We start from the raw sequence: 19,984 nt of genomic DNA on the forward strand, positions 1-19,984 counted from the left end.
CATGCTCGCGCTGGGTATTCGCTATTTGAATGGGTTTTCGGCGGCGGCTGAGTTCGATAACCGCGAACGAGCCGAGTGGCCGCCCCACCCTGGTCGTATCTTCATGGCCATGGCCGCGGCTCATTTTCAGACCGGGGCGGATCCGACGGAGCGACAAGCGCTCGAATGGCTGGAGATGGAGCCGCCTCCGGAAATGAAGGTTCCGGAAGAGGTGCAACGAGCGGTGGTCACCCATTATGTTCCTGTGAACGATAAGGCTGGACCCTCATCTGCAATGCTCCAATCTGCTCCACTCACACGCGCCCGTCAGCCCCGCACGTTTGCCCGTGCGTGGTTGGAGGAGGACACCGTCTTTCTCATATGGCCTGGTGTTGAGCCTGGGGAGCCGATACTGACTGCGTTAAAATCCCTATGCGGCAAGGTCACTCGCATTGGGCACTCCTCTTCGCTTGTGCAGATGTGGGTTGCAAGGCCAGAGGAGGTGGGTGAATCAAACTGGGTACCAGATGAAGATCGGGCTGTTATCTGCCTGCGTGTGGCTGTGCCAGGCACGCTCGAAAGGCTCGAATTCCTCTACAACGGGCAAGCCGTCGAAAATTACTGTTCTCTCAAAGTGGCCGCGGAAGACGATTCCGATAAAAAGGCGCAGAAGTTAGCAAAGAAAAGACTGAAAGAGGAATTTCTCAATGGACCACCCCGACAGGATCGCCCTCGCCTCACTATCACCCAAGGGTACGCCAGGCCAAAGCAGCTAGGAGAAGCTGCCGCAGCGCCGGGAACTGTTTTCGATCCATATTTGCTTGTGCTGAAGCTTGAACCAGAAAATTCGCCCTACCGGTATCTCGACCTCCCCTGTGTGTTTGCCTTGATCCAACGGTGGCGAGATGCGCTCTTGAGTCACAGCAACGGTCTGCCTGAAACGGTTCGTCAGATATTAAGTGGACACGATTCAAATGGCGCCGTATTGCAGGCGCCGCATCTTGCATTTCTTCCTTTGGCATTTGTTGGGCACGAGCATGCAGACGGGCACTTGATGGGATTGGGATTGATCTTTCCTGCTAAGCTTTCCCGGGATGATCGCCGTGGAATTCTACAAGCGGCGAGCCAAGTCAGGCACCTTAAACTCGGACGTCTGGGGGTTTGGCGATTGGAAGCAGAAACGCGCGAGGGTGTTCCCTTTACCCTCAGCCCTGCCACATGGACGGCCCATCCAAATGGCCACAAGCGTTGGGCTACAGTTACTCCCATTGTGTATGATCGCCATCCTAAATCTACTGATAAAGCGACCTATGTGGCTGAAGTTGCTGACATGATTCGCCAGGCTTGTACTCGCATTGGATTGCCGGAACCACGAGAGGTCATTGTGACACCGGTCTCCGCACACCTAGGCGTTCCTCCCGCTCATCTGTTCCCCCATCTGCGTCGCAAGGATGACAGCCTGCGGCGTCATACTCACGCCATTCTTGTGTTCGACCGGCCAGTGCGTGGCCCGGTCCTTCTTGGGGCAGGCCGCTACCGCGGTTACGGTTGTTGCCGTCCCATGTTCGAAGCGGTTTCGGAGGTTCAGGAAGATGAGTGATCCGTTTCCGGATTTCGAGACGTTTTTTAAGACCCTATGGGAATATGAACCATTTCCGTGGCAAACCATGCTTGCCGAACGGGTCGCAAAAGATGGCTGGCCTCAGGTGCTGGACCTTCCCACAGCGGCAGGCAAGACGGCCTGTATGGACATTGCCGTGTATGCGCTCGCCTGCCAGCACGATGTGCCGGTTGAGCGGCGCACTGCCCCGCGCCGGATCTGGTTCGTCGTAGATCGCCGGATTGTCGTGGACGAAGCCTATGCCCGAGCGGAGCGCATGGCTAGGAAGTTAAGGCAGGCCGACGAAGGCCCGCTCAAAGAAGTGGCGCATCGTCTCAGGCAGATCAGCGGGACAGACCGTCCGCTGGCCGTTGCGCGGTTGCGGGGTGGGATGCTCAGTGACGACGGTTGGGCACGCTTGCCGTCTCAACCCGCTGTGGTCACATCAACCGTTGATCAGTTGGGGTCTAGGATACTCTTTCGCGGCTATGGCCGGAGCGATCTAACAGCCTCGATCTTTGCCGGGCTCACAGCCCATGACAGTCTCATCCTGCTTGACGAGGCACATTGCTCTGTACCGTTTCTCCAAACGATGCAGAGCATCGAACGGTATCGAGGAGAACAATGGGCAGAGCGGCCCATCCGAACGCCGTTCGCCTTTGTCACTCTTTCGGCAACGCCTCCTTCTCATATACCGGCTGGTGCGATTTTCCCGGGAGGTGAACGCGAAAGGGCTCTTAATCATCCAACCCTCCAAGCCCGCCTGCATGCTGCCAAACCGGCTGAGTTGGTGGAAGCGAGGGCGGCCCGTGGCAATGGGACCGACCCGCTGGTGGAGGAAGCGGTTTCCCGTGCGGACGGCTATCTCCAAGACGGGAGGATTCGCATTGCGGTGATCGTGAACCGTGTCCACACGGCTGAAGAGATTGCACTGAAATTTCGGGACCAAGTAGAAGGCAAGGCTCATGTCGTGCTGCTTACCGGTCGCATCCGTCCGTATGAACGAGACGGTCTGGTGGCCCAATGGGAGAGGTTTTTACGAGCGGCATCTCCGGAGAAGCCCGACAAGCCAATCGTGCTGGTATCAACCCAATGTGTCGAGGTGGGGGCGGATTTCAGCTTCGATGCGCTCATTACCGAATGTGCCAGCCTCGACGCATTACGCCAGCGCTTTGGACGACTCAATCGGATGGGACAGACCGATGAGTCTCCGGCGACGATTCTCATTCGCGACAAGGATGAGGAGAATGATGAAGATCGAATCTACGGCAAAGCGATGGCAGAAACATGGCGACTTCTCAATGACAAGGCCAATACCGTGGGAGGTGGAAAGAAGGGCAAGAGAATTATCGACTTCGGATTTGAGACGCTCAAAACCGCCTTGGGCGATGTGGAGGATCTGTCTTCCTATCTTGCGCCTCAACCCGACGCACCCATACTGCTTCCCGCGCACCTCGATCTCCTGTGCCAGACGAGCCAGACGCCGCATCCAGAGCCGGACATTCAGCTATTTTTGCACGGGAAAGAGCGAGGTACCCCTGAAGTCCAGGTGCTCTGGCGTGCTGACCTTGGTACAAAGGAACCCACTCGCTGGGTGGAAATCGTCTCGCTGTGCCCTCCTGTCAGCGGTGAAATGCTCTCTGTGCCGCTCTATCGCCTACGCCGGTGGTTGGCGCAATCTGAGGAAGTCGGTGATGATGCTGATCTGGAAGGGGAACGTCCGTTAGAAGAAGACATGCCCGATCGCATTCGTCCGTGCCTCCTCTGGCGCGGCCGAACGCACTCGGCGCTCGTCCGCAGCGCCTCCGACATACGCCCAAACGACGTTGTGATCACGCCGGCAGAATACGGCATTGCCGGCCTTGGTCAGTCGGTGGGTTCGGAAGCAATGGGCAAGGATATGCTTGATTTGTGGGAACCAGCACGGCAGAAGGCTGGACATCCGCCTGCACTTCGGCTGAATCACGCGGTCTTGGAGCCCTGGTTGGAAGATTGTCCTCCTTTGCGGGAATTGCTCGACCTTGCTGAAGCGCCCGACTGGGAACGTGATGCTGTGCAGAAGGCCATAGACGCGGTGTTGGAGCATAGGCCTGAAGATGATGGCCTGCCAGGGCTCCCTCATTGGATTGCTGGCTTGCTTAAGGCCGTGCGCAACGGACGCTTCGAGTGCCATCCCGGAGGGGGGATTGTTGCACGAGCGAGGCCAAGTAGCCGGAATATCCAGGAACTCGATCCTTTTGCCGATGAGGACGATCTGACTTCTGCCGTGACGCCCGCCGGGCAACGGGAGGTGTCGTTGGACATCCATAGTGCGTCGGTCAAGTGGGCGGTGGGCAAACTGGCAACCCGCTGCTTGCCACAAGAAGTCATAGAGCCGGAAAGGCTGGCCGCCTATTGGCATGATGTAGGGAAACTGGATGAGCGTTTCCAGTTCGTCTTGCGACAAGGCAACGAGCTTGCTGTTGCCGAAGAACCGTTGGCTAAGTCGGCTGACGTTCCGAGGTCAGCAGCCAGACGCCGTGAAATTCGAGAGGCCAGTAGGCTTCCCGATAATTTTCGGCACGAGATGCTTTCAGCGCAGCTTGCTCAACAGTTTGCGAATATTTCAGATGATACCCGAGACCTGGTTCTGCATCTAATTGCCAGCCACCACGGGTATGCGCGTCCATTCGCACCCGTTAGCATTGACCCGACTCCGCCATCGATATGCGGCCAGTTGGGTGAATATGCCATCAAGCTTTCTGCTGAAGATCGAGCCAAGCTTGTTCCTGCCCATCGTGCGGACTCTGGGGTCGCTGAACGTTTCTGGCGACTCACCCGCCGATATGGGTGGTGGGGGCTGGCCTATTTAGAAGCGATCCTGCGTCTCGGAGATTGGTACGGCAGCGTGTTCATCATGACCGGGAGCCAAAGTGAGGAAACAGCCAAATGAATGCGCATTTGGAGTTGCCAGCACTAGACGGAGCTAACCCACTAGGGTTCCTCGCGGCCCTCGGAACCTTGGCGACACTCCATAAAGTTGGCCAAACACATGCCAGGCTGAGATGGCGACGGACCGTGAGGTGGACGCCGGTGTTGGAGGGGATTTCCGCTGAAGACCCAAAGCAATTGAGCGACGTGCTGGCGCAGGCCTTACGCGGGACGCCGGTGGCCAGTGAGGCGGAAGAAAAAAGGAAAGCAGCGCAAGAAGAGTTCGATAAAGCCAAGACGGCGCTTAAAAACAAAAGAGATGAAATCAAGAAACGCCGTCTGCGCGGAGATGAGCGGAAGAAGGCGATCGAAACAGAGATCGAACCGCTTAAAGAAGCTCTCTCACAGAAACGTCGGGCATGGCTCGATGCCTTGAAAGATGCGGTTCCACGCCCAGAGCTTGCTCTCGGCAAACATCTGGACTGCACAGGAGAAGAGTTTCGTGAGCACTCTCAAAACTTTCTCGAAAGCGCCAATCATACTGATCGTGAGTCACTTGACCTGCTGGCGAGTTTTGCTTCTGATGCTTGCACCAAAAACGAGTCAAACCGCATAGAGGCAACACCGTTCTGTTTCATTACTGGCTCGGGCCACCAGTATTTTTTAGACACTGTACGCGAACTTATTGAGAAAGTTACACGGGAACGGGTACACGCGGCACTATTCGAGCCATGGACCTATCAAGAAGAAACACTTTCCATGAGGTGGGATCCGGTCGAGGATCGTCGTTATGCCCTCATGGACCGTGACCCGACTGCTAGTGATAATAAACCCCGCACGGTGTGGATGGCCAATCTTCTTGCATATCGTGGCCTTGTCTTTTTCTCATCGGCTCCGACAACAAAGGGGCTGGGTACTACATCGTGGAGTCATATCAATGGCGAACTCTCCTCCACGTGGCCTCTTTGGGAAGCTCCCCTTGGTCTAGACACAATCCGCGCTCTTCTGCAGGTTCCTGACCTCTGCTTGGACAGACTAAATAAATCAGTCCTTCAAGCGCTTGGAATCGTGGCCGTGTTTCGTGCACGACGGATTAAGGTTGGCGAGGGAGCCAACTTCAAGCTTAACTTCAGCCAAGCAAAGGCTTTATGAACCGGGACCCGTGCTGTAAGTTTTGGCCACTCTGCCCACTTCGGCTTGGGGCAGTTCATGCCGGTGGGGAAGCGTGAGGCGCGAGAGGGCAGGGGTAAAGCGCGATGCGACCGTCGAGAAAAATGAATGTGAAGTGTGAAATGATGCGGCGGCATTCAGAGCTGGGACCGTTCAGACCGTGAGTGAGGGCTAGAGGAGATCAACAGGAGGCGGTGCAATGGGGACGACGACTGGGGGCGTGGTGACACAGGCAGCCTTGAAGGCGATTGCGGACCGATTGCGCGACCGATATGGCGCGGAACGGGTGCTGGTGTATGGATCAGTCGCGCGCGGTGAGCCGACTGAGCACAGCGATATTGACCTGTTGGTAGTCGCCCCGACCAAGGAACGGTTTTATGAACGCATGGGGTCGATGCTGGCTCTCGTGAGAGACATCAGCCATGGGATGCCTCTTGCGCCGATTGTGCTGACGCCGGAGGAGTTGGCGACCCGTCTGGCGCGTGGGGATCAGTTTGTGGCGGAGATTGTTCGAACGGGGGTGGATCTGTGACGGAGCGACCGGATTCGCCCTACGCGGAGGATTGGTTGAAGGTCGCTCGCCGGGACTGGCATCGGATCCATGTTTTGCTGGCCGATGGGGATGCGGATGGAGCCGGCTTCTTTTTGCAGCAAGCCCTGGAGAGATATCTGAAGGCCTTCCTACTCAGCCAGGGATGGAAATTGAAGAAGGTCCATACGTTGCAAAGCCTCCTCGACGAAGCGGCCGCGTTCATGCCTGATCTATCGGCCTTGCGGCCGGTCTGCGAACGAGTGTCCGGATTCTACATTGGGGGAACGTTATCCCAGCGTCGGGGAAGAGGGATTGCAACTCGAAGACATTCGGCACGACTTGCCGGAGGCTCGGTCGCTGATCACCAAGTTGTTTCCCGGTGAGGGTCTGGAATAAGCCAGCCATGTGGCACTTCGGCCTGGGGCAGTTCATGCCGGCGGGAGAGACGGGGCGGCGTTCGTGAAGCGTGAGGTTGATGCGTGAGACGGCGAGTCGGCAAAGGGGGGATTGTACAGGCAAGGAGGGGCCCATGTGGTGGTTGATCGCGGTGCTCCTGTTCGCCGGTCCGGTTTCCACACAGGCGGAGTATCTCGGCGACCTGAGCGCGAATCCTTTCCATCCGAATTCGCTGGCGAATCCGTATGGCGCCGGATCGCCGTTTCTTTACAAGAGCCCGATGAATCCTTTTGGGCGATACGGCAGTCCGTTCAGTCCTTGGTCGGCGACCAATCCCTTTGCCACGCAGGCGCCGCGGCTCTACGACCGCGAAGGGAACTATCGCGGGCGACTGAGTGTGAATCCGTTTGACCCCGATTCGGTGAGCAATCCGTTCGGCCGGTATGGCAGTCCCTTCTCGCCGGACAGCGTGAACAATCCGTTCGGCGCGGGGAGTCCGTTCCGGTTCGACAGCCCGACGAATCCCTTCGGCTCAGGGTGGAGCATCGTCGGCGAGTGAGAGGCACGAGGGAGAAGGAGCAAGCAACAGGGGGAGCGCCTACGGGAGCAGGTCGGCGACGGCGATCGTCGTCGAGGCGGCGGCGAGGGGAGCAATGGTTTCGGAAGGACCAAGTTTCATGACGGCACGGTACGAGGCGGGTTGGCCGGGCGGTGTCATTGGGTCGCGGTAGACCTCCAGGCAACGCTCCGTGAGGTTGACGATCCAGTATTCCGGGATGCCGGCGCGGGCGTAGATGTGGGCTTTCCGGTCACGGTCCAGAGCAAGCGTCGCGTCGGCGACCTCGACAACGAGCAGGGCTGAGCGAGGGTGCTCCTTGACATAGTCCCTCGGGTTTCCTGGGACGACGGCGAGATCCGGCTCTGGCTCAGAGTCGGGGTCAATGATCAGCGGCAATTGGATACGAATCCAATGGTTGCGGCCGAAGGCGTGTTGAAGCGCGGTGTGCGCGAGGCCGATCGTGGCGGAATGCAGGCTATTCTGGGGCGTCATGATCAGAATCTCTCCGCCGAGCAATTCCACGCGCTCGTCCGGATTGAAAATGCCGGCTTCGGCCATGCGGTCGTATTCCTGGCGGGTCCAGCGCTTGGTTTGGATGGCGGGTGCGGACATCGTCGGCCTCGCATCGGCTTGCCGCAAGTCTAACAAACGGGGTGACCGATCACAAGCGATCGGCCCGGTTCTTTGACAACTGAATAGCGAAAGGAGTGGTGGTATGAGTGAGGAAGTCGGTGACACGCCTCTCTCGGTAATGGAGGAGCCGCTCCTTCCCGTCAGGATGCTGAACGAATTCGCGTATTGTCCTCGTTTGGCCTATCTGGAGTGGGTGCAAGGCGAATTCGCCGACAGCGCCGACACAGTGGAGGGGCGGTTTCACCACCGGCGGGTGGACGAGAGTCCCAAACGGCAGGTGGGGACTGGCTCCGGCGAAGCCGGTGCCTGTCCCCGTACCTCCGCTGAGGTGGAAGACGATACGATGATCCACCAGCGGTCTGTCTGGTTGTCGTCGGAACGACTGGGGATCACGGCCAAGATCGATCTGGTCGAAGGTGTCGGGGACGCGGTGGCCCCCGTGGACTACAAGCGGGGCAAGCGGCCGCATGTGGACAAGGGGGCGTGGGAGCCGGAGCGGGTGCAACTGTGCGCGCAGGGGCTTATCTTGCGCGACAACGGGTTCGAGTGCGACGGCGGTTTTCTCTACTTTGCGGGATCACGAGAGCGGGTGGCGATCGCGTTCGATCCGGAGTTGATTGAACGGACGCTCGCCTTGATCCACCAGATGCGACAGGTGGCCCGGGATGGGATCATCCCGCCGCCGTTGATGGACAGCCCGAAATGTCCGCGCTGCTCGCTCGTGAGCATCTGTCTGCCGGATGAGATCGGTTGGTTGCGCCAGGAGCACAAGCAGGAGCACAAGGATGACGAGCCGGCGGCCTCGACGGTGCGGCGGTTGTTGCCTAGTCGGGACGATGCGCTGCCGTTCTATGTGCAACGGCCGGGCGCGCGTGTGAAGAAGGACGGAGATTGTTTGAAGGTTGTCGATCATGACGAGGTGCTGGCGGAAGCCCGATTGGTGGAAGTGTCTCATCTGGTGCTTTTTGGTCACGTGCAGGTCAGCACGCAAGTGGTCCAGGAATTGTGTCAGCGAGAGATTCCGATTTCGTATCTCTCCAGCGGCGGCTGGTTCTATGGTCTCACGACCGGCCTGATCCACAAGAACGTGGAGTTGCGGCGACGCCAATACGCCGCCGCGATGGATCGGGGGTTCTGTCTCCGGCTCGCATCGCGGTTGGTGCAGGCGAAGATTGCGAATTGCCGAACGATCTTGCGGCGCAATCACATCGCCGCGCCGGAGACGGTGTTGCAGGATCTGAAGCGCGACCTGCAGCATGCGGGCCAGGCGCAGTCGCTGGAGGAGTTGTTGGGTATTGAAGGAACCGCCGGGCGCCGGTACTTCGCGGAATTCAGGGGCATGCTCAAGGCGGATGGGGAGCCGCCGGAATTTGATTTCGATGGGCGGAACCGCCGACCGCCGAAGGACCCTGTGAACGCGCTCTTATCCCTAGCCTATGCGATGCTCACTCGCGAGTGGACGGTGACCCTCCACGCGGTAGGGCTCGACCCGTTTCTCGGGTTCTATCACCAGCCGCGCTACGGGCGACCGGCCTTGGCGCTGGATCTCATGGAGGAGTTTCGTCCGCTCATCGCGGATTCCGCGGTGCTCACGGCGATCAACAACGGTGAGGTGCGATCAACGGACTTTATTCGGCGTATGGGAACTGTCGCGCTCACGCTGGAGGGGCGACGGCGCTTTATCGAAACTTACGAACGGCGGATGAGCCAGGAAATTACGCATCCGGTCTTTGGCTATCAGGTGAGTTATCGTCGCGTTCTGGAGGTACAGGCTCGTCTGTTCGGACGGTATCTGCTCGGTGAAATCCCACACTATCCGGCGTTCACAACCCGGTGAGCCATGCGGCGACTGTATATTGTGGCGTACGATATCTGTGATCCGAAACGATTACGGCGCGTCTATAGAACGATGAAGGGATTCGGCGCGCATTTACAGCTTTCGGTCTTTCAGTGTGACCTCCCGGAGATCGATGTCATCAAGATGAAAGCGGCACTGGCCGAGGTGATCAATCATCAGGAAGACCATGTGCTCATTGTGGACCTGGGGCCGACGGAGGGACGGCCGATTAAGAGTATCGAATCGCTGGGCAAGGGGTTCACGCAAGTGAAGCGACACGCGTAAGTGGTGTGAAGGAATGCGTGCCGTGCGGCGCGAGCGGTGGGGTGCCGGGGGAACACCCGGCAGCACTCGCGACGCTGCAACCACTTGAGTTGCCGGCGTAGAAGTGATGAGAGGAGGTGACACACGTGCGCGGTGTCAGGACACGTTGGCTGGAAAGCGGAAGCGCTCGCACAGTGCGTCAGGACAGACAGAAAAACGGAGACATCCATGAGAGCAGAGATTCCGCGGCAGCAATGCCGCGGCCCCATTGAAGTTCAACGCACCCATGCGCGGAAGTCAATCGACCATGCGAGATTCCGCGGCAGCAATGCCGCGGCCCCATTGAAGTAGCCCGCGAGATCGCTCTCCGTATTCGCGTCCCAGGGAGATTCCGCGGCAGCAATGCCGCGGCCCCATTGAAGGATTACGCCTGGGGCTCGTCACGCATTTGGATCCAGGGAGATTCCGCGGCAGCAATGCCGCGGCCCCATTGAAGGTCCGTGGTCTCGTCCCCCATCGTGGTGTTCCACGTCGAGATTCCGCGGCAGCAATGCCGCGGCCCCATTGAAGGAATTGCAGAACCGGCACTGATGCCTGGTGGCATTCGCGAGATTCCGCGGCAGCAATGCCGCGGCCCCATTGAAGGTGTAACAGGTGTCGCGGCTGCCAGCTCATCATCTTCGAGATTCCGCGGCAGCAATGCCGCGGCCCCATTGAAGGAATGTCCGTGCGGAGCGGTTTCGCCTGCAGAGCCGGAGATTCCGCGGCAGCAATGCCGCGGCCCCATTGAAGCGGCCAGCCGGATGCGTCGCCCGGCTGGGGCGGGCGCGAGATTCCGCGGCAGCAATGCCGCGGCCCCATTGAAGCGATAGTCTTCATCCGGGGGCGGAAGCGCCGACGCACGAGATTCCGCGGCAGCAATGCCGCGGCCGGTATCTCGAGATTCAGGGGCGCCTCCAGACTCCCGGCGAGGAGAGAGATTCCGCGGCAGCAATGCCGCGGCCCCATTGAAGCTGTTCAGTCGGCATGGGAGCGCTGCGACCGCGGTCGAGATTCCGCGGCAGCAATGCCGCGGCCCCATTGAAGCAAAGGACTAATTGCGCCATTTTGGGGCGGAGCTGGCTTGATTCCGCGGCAGCAATGCCGCGGCCCCATTGAAGCTCCTTATGCTGAGTGCGAGGCGGGCTGCTGCGTGAGGATTCCGCGGCAGCAATGCCGCGGCCCCATTGAAGCAGAACACTTATGCACCTCCTGTCTTGAACAGCGGGTGCTGATTCCGCGGCAGCAATGCCGCGGCCCCATTGAAGCTGGCGAGATGACCCGCAAGCCAACCTGGAATTGCTGGATTCCGCGGCAGCAATGCCGCGGCCCCATTGAAGCACTGGTACGAGTCTTACTGGGTATCGTTGGATTTTTGGATTCCGCGGCAGCAATGCCGCGGCCCCATTGAAGCTTTTTGGCGCCCCCCTTCCGCGTGCCACGGCCACCGATTCCGCGGCAGCAATGCCGCGGCCCCATTGAAGCTTTAAGTATACGAACCTTCTCTACGAGTACCGGGACCGATTCCGCGGCAGCAATGCCGCGGCCCCATTGAAGCATACAGAAGATTGCCAATGATCAATACGGGGTCATGGATTCCGCGGCAGCAATGCCGCGGCCCCATTGAAGCGGCTAGGCGGGTACGGCACTGCGCAACAAGCCGTCGGATTCCGCGGCAGCAATGCCGCGGCCCCATTGAAGCGTCCAGCACAAGTGCCGTGAACGTGTCGCTGGTCTCTGATTCCGCGGCAGCAATGCCGCGGCCCCATTGAAGCGCCTTGCCTTCGGCTGCGCGTAAGCCGTGTCGCTTCGATTCCGCGGCAGCAATGCCGCGGCCCCATTGAAGCGACCCAGCCCTATCCCAATCTCCTCATCCTCACGCGTCGATTCCGCGGCAGCAATGCCGCGGCCCCATTGAAGCGCATAGTCATTACATGTGGCGATGACGATGATAGGAGCGCGATTCCGCGGCAGCAATGCCGCGGCCCCATTGAAGCACCACCGAGGTGCTACCAGCCGCAGATGACCCTGAGATTCCGCGGCAGCAATGCCGCGGCCCCATTGAAGCAGCAAATTCACCGACTCCGCCAACAGCATGGCGGCGATTCCGCGGCAGCAATGCCGCGGCCCCATTGAAGCAAATGTTCTGTAAGCACCTCAGAGGGCGCCTTGGGTTCGATTCCGCGGCAGCAATGCCGCGGCCCCATTGAAGCTCGACATCTGGGAACGTCGCCTGTTTCGCCGGCGCGGTGATTCCGCGGCAGCAATGCCGCGGCCCCATTGAAGCCAAGTATTGGTAGTATCGGCCAGTACAGGAGAATGCGATTCCGCGGCAGCAATGCCGCGGCCCCATTGAAGCACGGAGGAGCAGCTCACGCGTTTGCGTGAGGCGGCGGATTCCGCGGCAGCAATGCCGCGGCCCCATTGAAGCACGGAGGAGCAGCTCACGCGTTTGCGTGAGGCGGCGGATTCCGCGGCAGCAATGCCGCGGCCCCATTGAAGCTTTCTTCCTTGCGCCAGCCAGGGACCGGCTGGCGGTGATTCCGCGGCAGCAATGCCGCGGCCCCATTGAAGCAGGAACATTCATGTTGTTAAACACACAGGCTATCGCGATTCCGCGGCAGCAATGCCGCGGCCCCATTGAAGCTTTCTTTGGGTTGTGGTGAACTGCTAGTAGCGAGAGAGATTCCGCGGCAGCAATGCCGCGGCCCCATTGAAGCGCACAGACCACAGATAACTGATTCGACGCATTGACCGATTCCGCGGCAGCAATGCCGCGGCCCCATTGAAGCGTGCTTCCCAGTCGGATGTATGTCTGCCGAGCGACCGGGATTCCGCGGCAGCAATGCCGCGGCCCCATTGAAGCGAGGGTGTTATCCTCTCGAAGGGGACGTACCTTCGGAGATTCCGCGGCAGCAATGCCGCGGCCCCATTGAAGCCTCCGCTCAGACCGACAGCGGGGTGACGCTGACGCTGATTCCGCGGCAGCAATGCCGCGGCCCCATTGAAGCTACTCGGCGTTCAATATGCCCGGATTGATCTGCGGGGATTCCGCGGCAGCAATGCCGCGGCCCCATTGAAGCCTGCTGCGCCAAATGTCGTGCCGGAGCTGCCCGCGCCGATTCCGCGGCAGCAATGCCGCGGCCCCATTGAAGCCCGTCTTTGGGGACTCCCTCGAAGGCTCCTTCGAGGATTCCGCGGCAGCAATGCCGCGGCCCCATTGAAGCGAGGAAGTCTCGCCCGAGGGTCTCGGGGAGCGCCCGGATTCCGCGGCAGCAATGCCGCGGCCCCATTGAAGCCCAGAAGGGAGGCAGCGCCGGCGTCGCATATTGTGGATTCCGCGGCAGCAATGCCGCGGCCCCATTGAAGCTCGAGGCGTCGGTATTTGAGGATTGCTTTCATCGCGATTCCGCGGCAGCAATGCCGCGGCCCCATTGAAGCCGAACAATATGCTGAAAATCCAGCGCGACGATGATGCGATTCCGCGGCAGCAATGCCGCGGCCCCATTGAAGCCGATACCTCAGCCGATCGCGAGGCGCTGATCGCGCAGATTCCGCGGCAGCAATGCCGCGGCCCCATTGAAGCAGTGGGGTAGACCGCGCCTTCCGCATCGCCGACATGGATTCCGCGGCAGCAATGCCGCGGCCCCATTGAAGCCGCCGACACCGTCTTGGAGGCGCATGGTCCAAGGAGGATTCCGCGGCAGCAATGCCGCGGCCCCATTGAAGCCGGGCACTGATCGCCTGGACCATCGCATTCACCCGCGATTCCGCGGCAGCAATGCCGCGGCCCCATTGAAGCGTATATCTTTGTCACATTTAACGCATAATTTTCATACAGATTCCGCGGCAGCAATGCCGCGGCCCCATTGAAGCATGTCCGATATGGACATCGAGGATTGGAAGAAGCTAGATTCCGCGGCAGCAATGCCGCGGCCCCATTGAAGCGAGCCCACCGAGGCCGCCGATTGCCGAGATCGGCACGGATTCCGCGGCAGCAATGCCGCGGCCCCATTGAAGCACCAGCCACGACCGCAGCGTGGCTGAGTCAGAGGTAGATTCCGCGGCAGCAATGCCGCGGCCCCATTGAAGCCTCGAAGCGCGCCGCAAGTACCGGGAAGGAATTGCGGCGATTCCGCGGCAGCAATGCCGCGGCCCCATTGAAGCGAAGTAGAGGACCCGACGTGGGGCGGGAATGTGGTAGATTCCGCGGCAGCAATGCCGCGGCCCCATTGAAGCACAGCGTCGTGAGGGGGTATGTCAACCGCACGTCTCCGATTCCGCGGCAGCAATGCCGCGGCCCCATTGAAGCCTCTGATCCGCCGCGACGTGCGGACCAGCCTGCTTGTGGGATTCCGCGGCAGCAATGCCGCGGCCCCATTGAAGCGAGCCGGCCGTCCACCCCACCGGAGTGGCCAGGGTGGATTCCGCGGCAGCAATGCCGCGGCCCCATTGAAGCGAGGCCACCGTGAACGGGCAGCTACGCTCGCCCGTCGATTCCGCGGCAGCAATGCCGCGGCCCCATTGAAGCTCTGTGATGTAATGATCGCTGTAGAGCGGGATGCCAGATTCCGCGGCAGCAATGCCGCGGCCCCATTGAAGTGAAGCGCCGTGCAACCGCCGGATGACGTGTCGGGTGCGACGCAGAGGCGAGGCATTGACAAGCGTGAACTTTGGTTTACTGTATTATTCCGGTGATTGCCTTCCGGCGTGGCCGAGCTCCCGTGGTGGGCACCGCTTCAGTGAAGGGACCTGTCGTCGTTGGCACACATGCTATGCGTATCGCCCAGATCGCGCCGCTGATCGAAAGCGTGCCTCCGAAACTCTATGGAGGTACTGAACGGGTGGTGGCCTATTTGACCGAGGCCTTGATCGACTTGGGTCACGAGGTCACGCTGTTCGCCAGCGGAGATTCATCCACCCGCGCTCGGTTGATCTCCACTGCGCCGCGCGCCTTGCGGCTCCACCCCGTCGCCATGCCGCAACTGTATACGCTCGCCATGATCGAGCGTGTCCGGCAATTGGCGTACGAATTCGACATCCTGCATTTTCACGAGGTCGATTTCCTCCACTTTCCGGTTTTCCGAGACCAACGGGACCGCACGATCACGACCTTCCATGGCCGACTTGATTTGCCCGATCTGGATCTGCTGGCTCGTACCTTCCCGGATATGCCGGCCGTGTCGATTTCGAACGCTCAGCGCACGCCTTTGCCCGGGTTGGGTTGGATTGGCACGGTCTATCATGGGCTCCCATCGGACTTGCTGGCTTTGAGTACGGAGCCGAAGGGCTACTTAGTTTTTCTCGGGCGGATCTCTCCCGAAAAGGGGCCCGACACCGCGATCCGGATCGCGCGCCGGGCAGGCCTTCCCTTACGCATCGCGGCCAAGGTGGACCGGGCTGATCAGGAGTATTTCAACCACGTGATCCGGCCGTTGTTGCGCGAACCGGGAATTGAGTTTCTCGGCGAAATCGGCGAGGCCGAGAAAGCCGAATTGCTGGGTGGCGCCTTGGCCATGTTGTTCCCGATCGATTGGCCCGAGCCGTTCGGGTTGGTCATGATCGAGGCCATGGCCTGCGGGACGCCGGTCGTCGCCTTTCGTCGCGGATCCGTTCCTGAGGTTCTGGAAGACGGCGTGACCGGGTTGATCGTGGAGAACGAGAAAGAAGCCGTGGCCTGTCTCGAACGCGTTCCGATGCTGGATCGTTGCGCCATTCGCCGGGAGTTTGAGCGACGGTTCACTGCCGACCGGATGGCCCACGATTACCTTCGGCTGTACTGGCGGCAACTCGAACGTCTTGCTTCGTGGTCCGAAGGAGCCGCAACATGAGCGAGCCCGGGCCGTCGGCCCCGACGTTCTATATTCCGGCCGTGGGCTCCGGGCTCGAACGCAGCCGGATTCTGAAGTACGGCGATACCTTCGCCGTCTTCGACGTGCTGGGCGATCTCTCCGGTCTCGCCGGCGGCGTGGAAGGGTTGTATTTTCGGGACACGCGGCATCTGAGTTTCTTGCGCTTGCGCATCCAGGGGCAGCCTCCGCTTTTTCTGAGTTCAAGCGTGCAGCGGAACAACGCGCGCTTGAACGTCGACTTGGCCAATCCGGACCTTTGGACCGACGGCCAGCTCCAGCTTCCGCGGGATTCGGTCCACATTCGCCGCATGAAGTTCGTCTGGGATGACACTCTGTACGACGTCTTCACCGTGCGGAATTTCGCCGGCACGGCGCTGACGTTGACGCTGGGACTCGAATTCGGGGCGGACTTCCGCGACCTTTTCGAGGTGCGCGGGATTCAGCGGGCGCGCCGAGGGAGCTTTGCCGCCGCGACTGAGGAGAACCGCCGGGTTTGGCTCCGCTACCACGGGTTGGATGGGCTGAGACGTTCGACGCGAATCGAGTTTTCGCCGCCGCCGGCTGAGCTGACCGTCGAACGAGCGGAGTTTGTTGTGCGGGTGGCTCCCGGCGAGCGGGTCCGGCTGGCGATGACGGTCCGCTGCGACAGCGACGGAACCGACGAGCGCCCCGTGTTGCCCTTCGCGGTCGGCGTGCGCCGGGCGCACCAGGCGCGGATCGCGGGGAGCCGCCGGCTGCCTGCGGTGGAGACATCCGATGAGCTGTTCAATGAATGGCTGTGTCGGTCCACTGCGGACCTCGTGATGCTGACGACGGACACCCCGGAGGGACCGTATCCCTATGCCGGCATTCCCTGGTTCTCGACCGTGTTCGGGCGCGACGGGCTGCTCACCGCCTATCAGGTCCTGTGGGCCAATCCGGACTACGCGCGCGGGGTCCTCCGTTTTCTCGCCGCCCATCAAGCCGATCGTTTCGATCCGTCGCGCGATGCCGAACCGGGGAAGGTGCTGCACGAAATGCGGCAGAGCGAAATGGCCCGTACGGGCGAAATCCCCTTTGGACGGTACTATGGCAGCGTCGATGCGACTCCCCTGTTCGTGTGGCTGGCGGCGGAATACTACCACCGGACTGGGGACATCGACACCGTCAAAATCCTCTACCCGCACGTGCAACGGGCCGTCGAATGGTTTGACCGGGCCGTCGATGCGCAGGGGTTCTTGACCTACGGCGGCGAGACCGCACGCGGCCTGCGCAATCAAGGATGGAAGGACTCCGAAGACGCCGTGTTCCATGCCGATGGGGAACTGGCTCGGGGGCCCATCGCGCTCGCCGAAGTCCAGGGTTACCTGTACGCGGCACGGCGGGCGGCCGCCGCGCTCGCGCGTCTGTGTGGTGACGGCGCGTTCGCGGAGATGCAGGAACAGCGCGCGGCAGCGCTCCGAGAGCAGTTCGAACGGCATTTTTGGCTTCCGGAGAAGAACTTCTATGCCCTCGCGTTGGACGGGACATTACAGCCGTGTCGGGTGCTCGCTTCGAACCCGGGGCATCTGTTGCTGACGGATGTCTGCGAGCCCGCGAGGGCTCGGGCCGTGGCTGACCGGTTGCTGTCTCCCCGGTTCTTTTCTGGATGGGGCGTGCGCACGGTGGCCGTCGGAGCCGCGCGCTACAACCCGATGTCCTATCACAATGGGTCCGTGTGGCCGCACGATAATGCGCTCATCGCCATGGGCTGTGCGCGGCAAGGGTATCGGGCCGGTTCCCTGGCGATCTTCCAAGCGATGTTTGACGCCGCGGTCCACATGGAATTGCGGCGTCTGCCGGAGTTGTTCTGCGGGTTCAGTCGGCGCCGGGATGCCGGCCCGACCCTCTATCCCGTTGCGTGTTCGCCGCAAGCGTGGGCGGCGGCGGTGCCGTGGGCCTTGCTTGGCGCGGTGCTCGGCCTCGCGATCGACCATGCCCGCTCCACGCTCGTGTTGACCCGTCCCTGCCTGCCGCGTTTCCTCAATTGGGTGAGAATCCGACGCCTCGGCGTGCTCGGGGGAGAATTGACGCTCCAATTACGGCGGACCAAGCGGACGGTCGCCGTCGAAGTGGAAGAGGCTACCGCCGGCTTGCATGTCGAGGTGAGGCCATGACGGTGAAAGGCGCGAGGCGTGACCAGGTAACCATGCCGCGGGTCGCGTTCTATTGCGCGTAGGCGGGGGCGTTACCAGGCTTCCATTTGATGCTGCAGCCGATGCTGGGTTTTTGGTTCTGATCGACCGGTTTGCCCGCGAGCACGGCCTCGATGGCGGCGCGGAGATCGCGGCCGGTGACGGGAAGGCCATTGCTCGGGCGGCTGTCGTCCAGTTGTCCTCGATACACCAGGCGCCGGTCGGCGTCGAACAGGTAGAAGTCCGGCGTGCACGCGGCCTGGTAGGCTTTGGCGACCTCCTGGGTCTCATCGAAGCACAACGGGAATCGGAACCCGAGGCGTTGGGCCATTTCTTTGAGCCGCTCCGGCGCGTCATCGGGATAGTGCGCCGGATCGTTGCTGCTGATCGCGATGATCCCGAGTGCCGAATCCGCGTAGTCCCGTCCGATCTTGGCGATCTCGTGCTGGACGTGCTGCACGTAGGGACAGTGCCGACAGAGGAATATAACCAGGAAGGCCGACTTGTCTTTGAACGAGTCGAGCGAGTAAACCTGACCGCTCACGACATCGCGTAATGCAAACGAAGGAGCGGGTGTTCCGAGCGGGAGCATCACCGACGCCATCGCCATAAAAACCTCATCGTGTGGAAAGAACGACGGTAAACCCTGGGCGGTACTGTATCCGCGCTTTTCCTCGCGACGCAAGCCGTGGTTCACTCTTTTTCTTTCCCTTCGTTGCCGCCGATCCGTGATGGCTCCAACCCGGCGGCTTTGGCCAATTCACGGTGGATGCGGGCCACGCGCTCCACCTGGCCTTTGGCGGGAAAACGTTCGTAGAACCCGTCGACACGGAATTGCCGCATCAGGTCCTTCCACGGCGCCAAACGGTGTTCCCAGCGCATAGGGCGGTCGGCGGCTGCACCCCGGTCCTGTGCAGCCAGATCGGCGCAGACGCGGACCATGGCCTTAAGCGTCACAGGTTTGGTGATCATATAATTAGCCTGTCCCCAGGCCTCGCCCCACACGCGCTCCGCCGCTTTGAAGAAATCGCGGACGATTCCGTAGAAACGGGTCACCTCCTTGACGCCAGTGCCTTCTTTTTCCAGTTTGCGCCAATCTCGGCTGATCCACCGGTGCAGCTCGTTGAACAACTCGGCCTGCAGAATCCATTTCTCCTGTTTGCTGCGGCCCCCCAAGCGATTGATGCGGTAGCGGAGCGGACTGTCCGGCTCGCTGTACAGTCGTTCGACGACGCGCGCGGCGAATTTCTTGTCCGGGGCCGCCCACGAGACGCGCTCGTACAAGTCCACCAGGTGACTCTTGTTGATCCGGGTGGGCGTCGAATTGATGATGACGAACATCTCGGTGGCGAAATCTTCGCTCCGCCCGTCGAAAATGACACAGGGAACGTGAATAGTCCGGGCTTCGTCCGGCCGATCACGGTAGTAAAAATGGAGGGCGGCCAGGCGATGCTGGCCGTCGATGATCAGATAGGGGCCGCTGGGCTCTTCCAGATGACCCGTGTGCTCGAAGGACCCGACTGGCTCGAACCGGAGCCGCTCCGAAGTGAAAAGCAGCACGGTGCCGGGGATGGGTGGCTGGCTGACCGCCGTTTCGTAAAAATTCACGATGGCCCGCACCTTGGCCCGCGAAAGCTGGCGTTGGAAGGCCTTGTCGCTGCGCTCGATCTTGGCGATGAAGTGCGCGATCTCGTCGGCTTCCTCGACCTCCGCCGGCACGATCTGCTCGCCCTCGCCGTAGAACCGGCTCATGAAGCGGACTTTCCGCAACAAATCTTCAGCCGGGTAGGCGACGAAGTAGAAGACGCCATCCTTCTGACGGACTTGCGTGGCCAGCATATCTCCACCTCCTTGTCCCCCGGAGGGGGGACGGCTTTCTTCGCCTGTACCTTGGCCGGTCCGGCTCTCCAGTCCGCACGAGCCTCGTCTCCCAGCAGGATGAGCCGCGCAAGGCCTTGATGCGCGTGTCCGAGACAGGGCGATTCGGATTTGACCCTAACAACCCTGCCCAAGGCTGTCAAGGACGGGAACCGATGGCGGAACCCCTGGCTGTCCGACAA

At 60.8% G+C, this 19,984-nt stretch carries 12 protein-coding genes, 1 pseudogene and 2 CRISPR repeat arrays; of the genes and pseudogenes, 10 read left to right on the top strand and 3 right to left on the bottom strand.

Features of this window, described 5'->3' with window-relative positions:
- Position 1: 1 nt before the first annotated feature.
- The 6 genes and pseudogenes from csb2 (at position 2) to ACWHTU_RS08610 (ending at position 7,146) form a co-directional block, all read left to right on the top strand.
- Positions 2 to 1,579: a type I-G CRISPR-associated protein Csb2 gene (gene csb2 / locus ACWHTU_RS08585; RefSeq protein ID WP_447863110.1), complete on the top strand. Its 1,578-nt coding sequence runs from the start codon at positions 2 to 4 to the stop codon at positions 1,577 to 1,579.
- On the top strand, positions 1,572 to 4,511 hold the full coding sequence (cas3g, locus tag ACWHTU_RS08590; RefSeq protein ID WP_447863111.1) for a type I-G CRISPR-associated helicase/endonuclease Cas3g: 2,940 nt from the start codon (positions 1,572 to 1,574) through the stop codon (positions 4,509 to 4,511). The genes csb2 and cas3g overlap by 8 nt, the downstream gene beginning before the upstream one ends.
- Positions 4,508 to 5,641, top strand: a complete 1,134-nt coding sequence (locus tag ACWHTU_RS08595) for a type I-G CRISPR-associated protein, Cas3-extension family (protein WP_447863112.1) — start codon at positions 4,508 to 4,510, stop codon at positions 5,639 to 5,641. The genes cas3g and ACWHTU_RS08595 overlap by 4 nt, the downstream gene beginning before the upstream one ends.
- Positions 5,642 to 5,858: 217 nt before the next feature.
- Complete coding sequence (locus ACWHTU_RS08600; protein ID WP_447863113.1) at positions 5,859 to 6,191, top strand: nucleotidyltransferase domain-containing protein; 333 nt, start codon at positions 5,859 to 5,861, stop codon at positions 6,189 to 6,191.
- A pseudogene (locus tag ACWHTU_RS08605) lies at positions 6,188 to 6,412 on the top strand (HEPN domain-containing protein); the annotation flags it as partial. The gene ACWHTU_RS08600 and the pseudogene ACWHTU_RS08605, both read left to right, overlap by 4 nt.
- 308 nt (positions 6,413 to 6,720) lie before the next feature.
- Positions 6,721 to 7,146 (top strand): hypothetical protein, encoded by a 426-nt coding sequence (locus ACWHTU_RS08610; RefSeq protein ID WP_447863114.1) that lies wholly within the window; start codon positions 6,721 to 6,723, stop codon positions 7,144 to 7,146.
- Positions 7,147 to 7,185: 39 nt separating this feature from the next.
- On the opposite strand, the gene ACWHTU_RS08615 is transcribed toward ACWHTU_RS08610, so the two are convergent.
- Complete coding sequence (locus ACWHTU_RS08615; protein ID WP_447863115.1) at positions 7,186 to 7,758, bottom strand: Uma2 family endonuclease; 573 nt, start codon at positions 7,756 to 7,758, stop codon at positions 7,186 to 7,188.
- Between the two features lie 103 nt (positions 7,759 to 7,861).
- Between ACWHTU_RS08615 and cas4g/cas1g the strand changes: the two genes are divergently transcribed.
- The 4 genes from cas4g/cas1g (at position 7,862) to ACWHTU_RS08635 (ending at position 17,906) form a co-directional block, all read left to right on the top strand.
- A complete protein-coding gene (gene cas4g/cas1g, locus ACWHTU_RS08620; protein WP_447863116.1) occupies positions 7,862 to 9,616 on the top strand; it encodes a CRISPR-associated endonuclease Cas4g/Cas1g in 1,755 nt (584 codons plus the stop codon).
- Between the two features lie 3 nt (positions 9,617 to 9,619).
- Positions 9,620 to 9,901 (top strand): CRISPR-associated endonuclease Cas2, encoded by a 282-nt coding sequence (gene cas2, locus ACWHTU_RS08625; RefSeq protein ID WP_447863117.1) that lies wholly within the window; start codon positions 9,620 to 9,622, stop codon positions 9,899 to 9,901.
- 218 nt (positions 9,902 to 10,119) lie between these two features.
- Positions 10,120 to 10,748: direct repeats of the CRISPR family, unit length 36 nt; unit sequence GATTCCGCGGCAGCAATGCCGCGGCCCCATTGAAGC.
- 110 nt (positions 10,749 to 10,858) lie between these two features.
- Positions 10,859 to 14,522: a CRISPR direct-repeat array (repeat unit 36 nt; unit sequence GATTCCGCGGCAGCAATGCCGCGGCCCCATTGAAGC).
- 172 nt (positions 14,523 to 14,694) lie between these two features.
- Complete coding sequence (locus ACWHTU_RS08630; RefSeq protein ID WP_447863118.1) at positions 14,695 to 15,750, top strand: glycosyltransferase family 4 protein; 1,056 nt, start codon at positions 14,695 to 14,697, stop codon at positions 15,748 to 15,750.
- On the top strand, positions 15,747 to 17,906 hold the full coding sequence (locus ACWHTU_RS08635) for an amylo-alpha-1,6-glucosidase (RefSeq protein WP_447863119.1): 2,160 nt from the start codon (positions 15,747 to 15,749) through the stop codon (positions 17,904 to 17,906). The genes ACWHTU_RS08630 and ACWHTU_RS08635 overlap by 4 nt, the downstream gene beginning before the upstream one ends.
- A gap of 49 nt (positions 17,907 to 17,955) precedes the next feature.
- Here the strand turns inward: ACWHTU_RS08635 and ACWHTU_RS08640 are convergent, their stop codons facing one another.
- Entirely contained in the window at positions 17,956 to 18,534 is a 579-nt protein-coding gene (locus tag ACWHTU_RS08640) for a thioredoxin family protein (protein WP_447863120.1), read from the bottom strand.
- Positions 18,535 to 18,617: 83 nt separating this feature from the next.
- Positions 18,618 to 19,763 carry a DGQHR domain-containing protein gene (locus ACWHTU_RS08645; protein ID WP_447863121.1) on the bottom strand — a complete coding sequence of 382 codons (1,146 nt, stop codon included), beginning with the start codon at positions 19,761 to 19,763 and terminating at the stop codon, positions 18,618 to 18,620.
- Positions 19,764 to 19,984 lie beyond the last annotated feature (221 nt).

This window comes from Nitrospira calida (assembly GCF_976986435.1).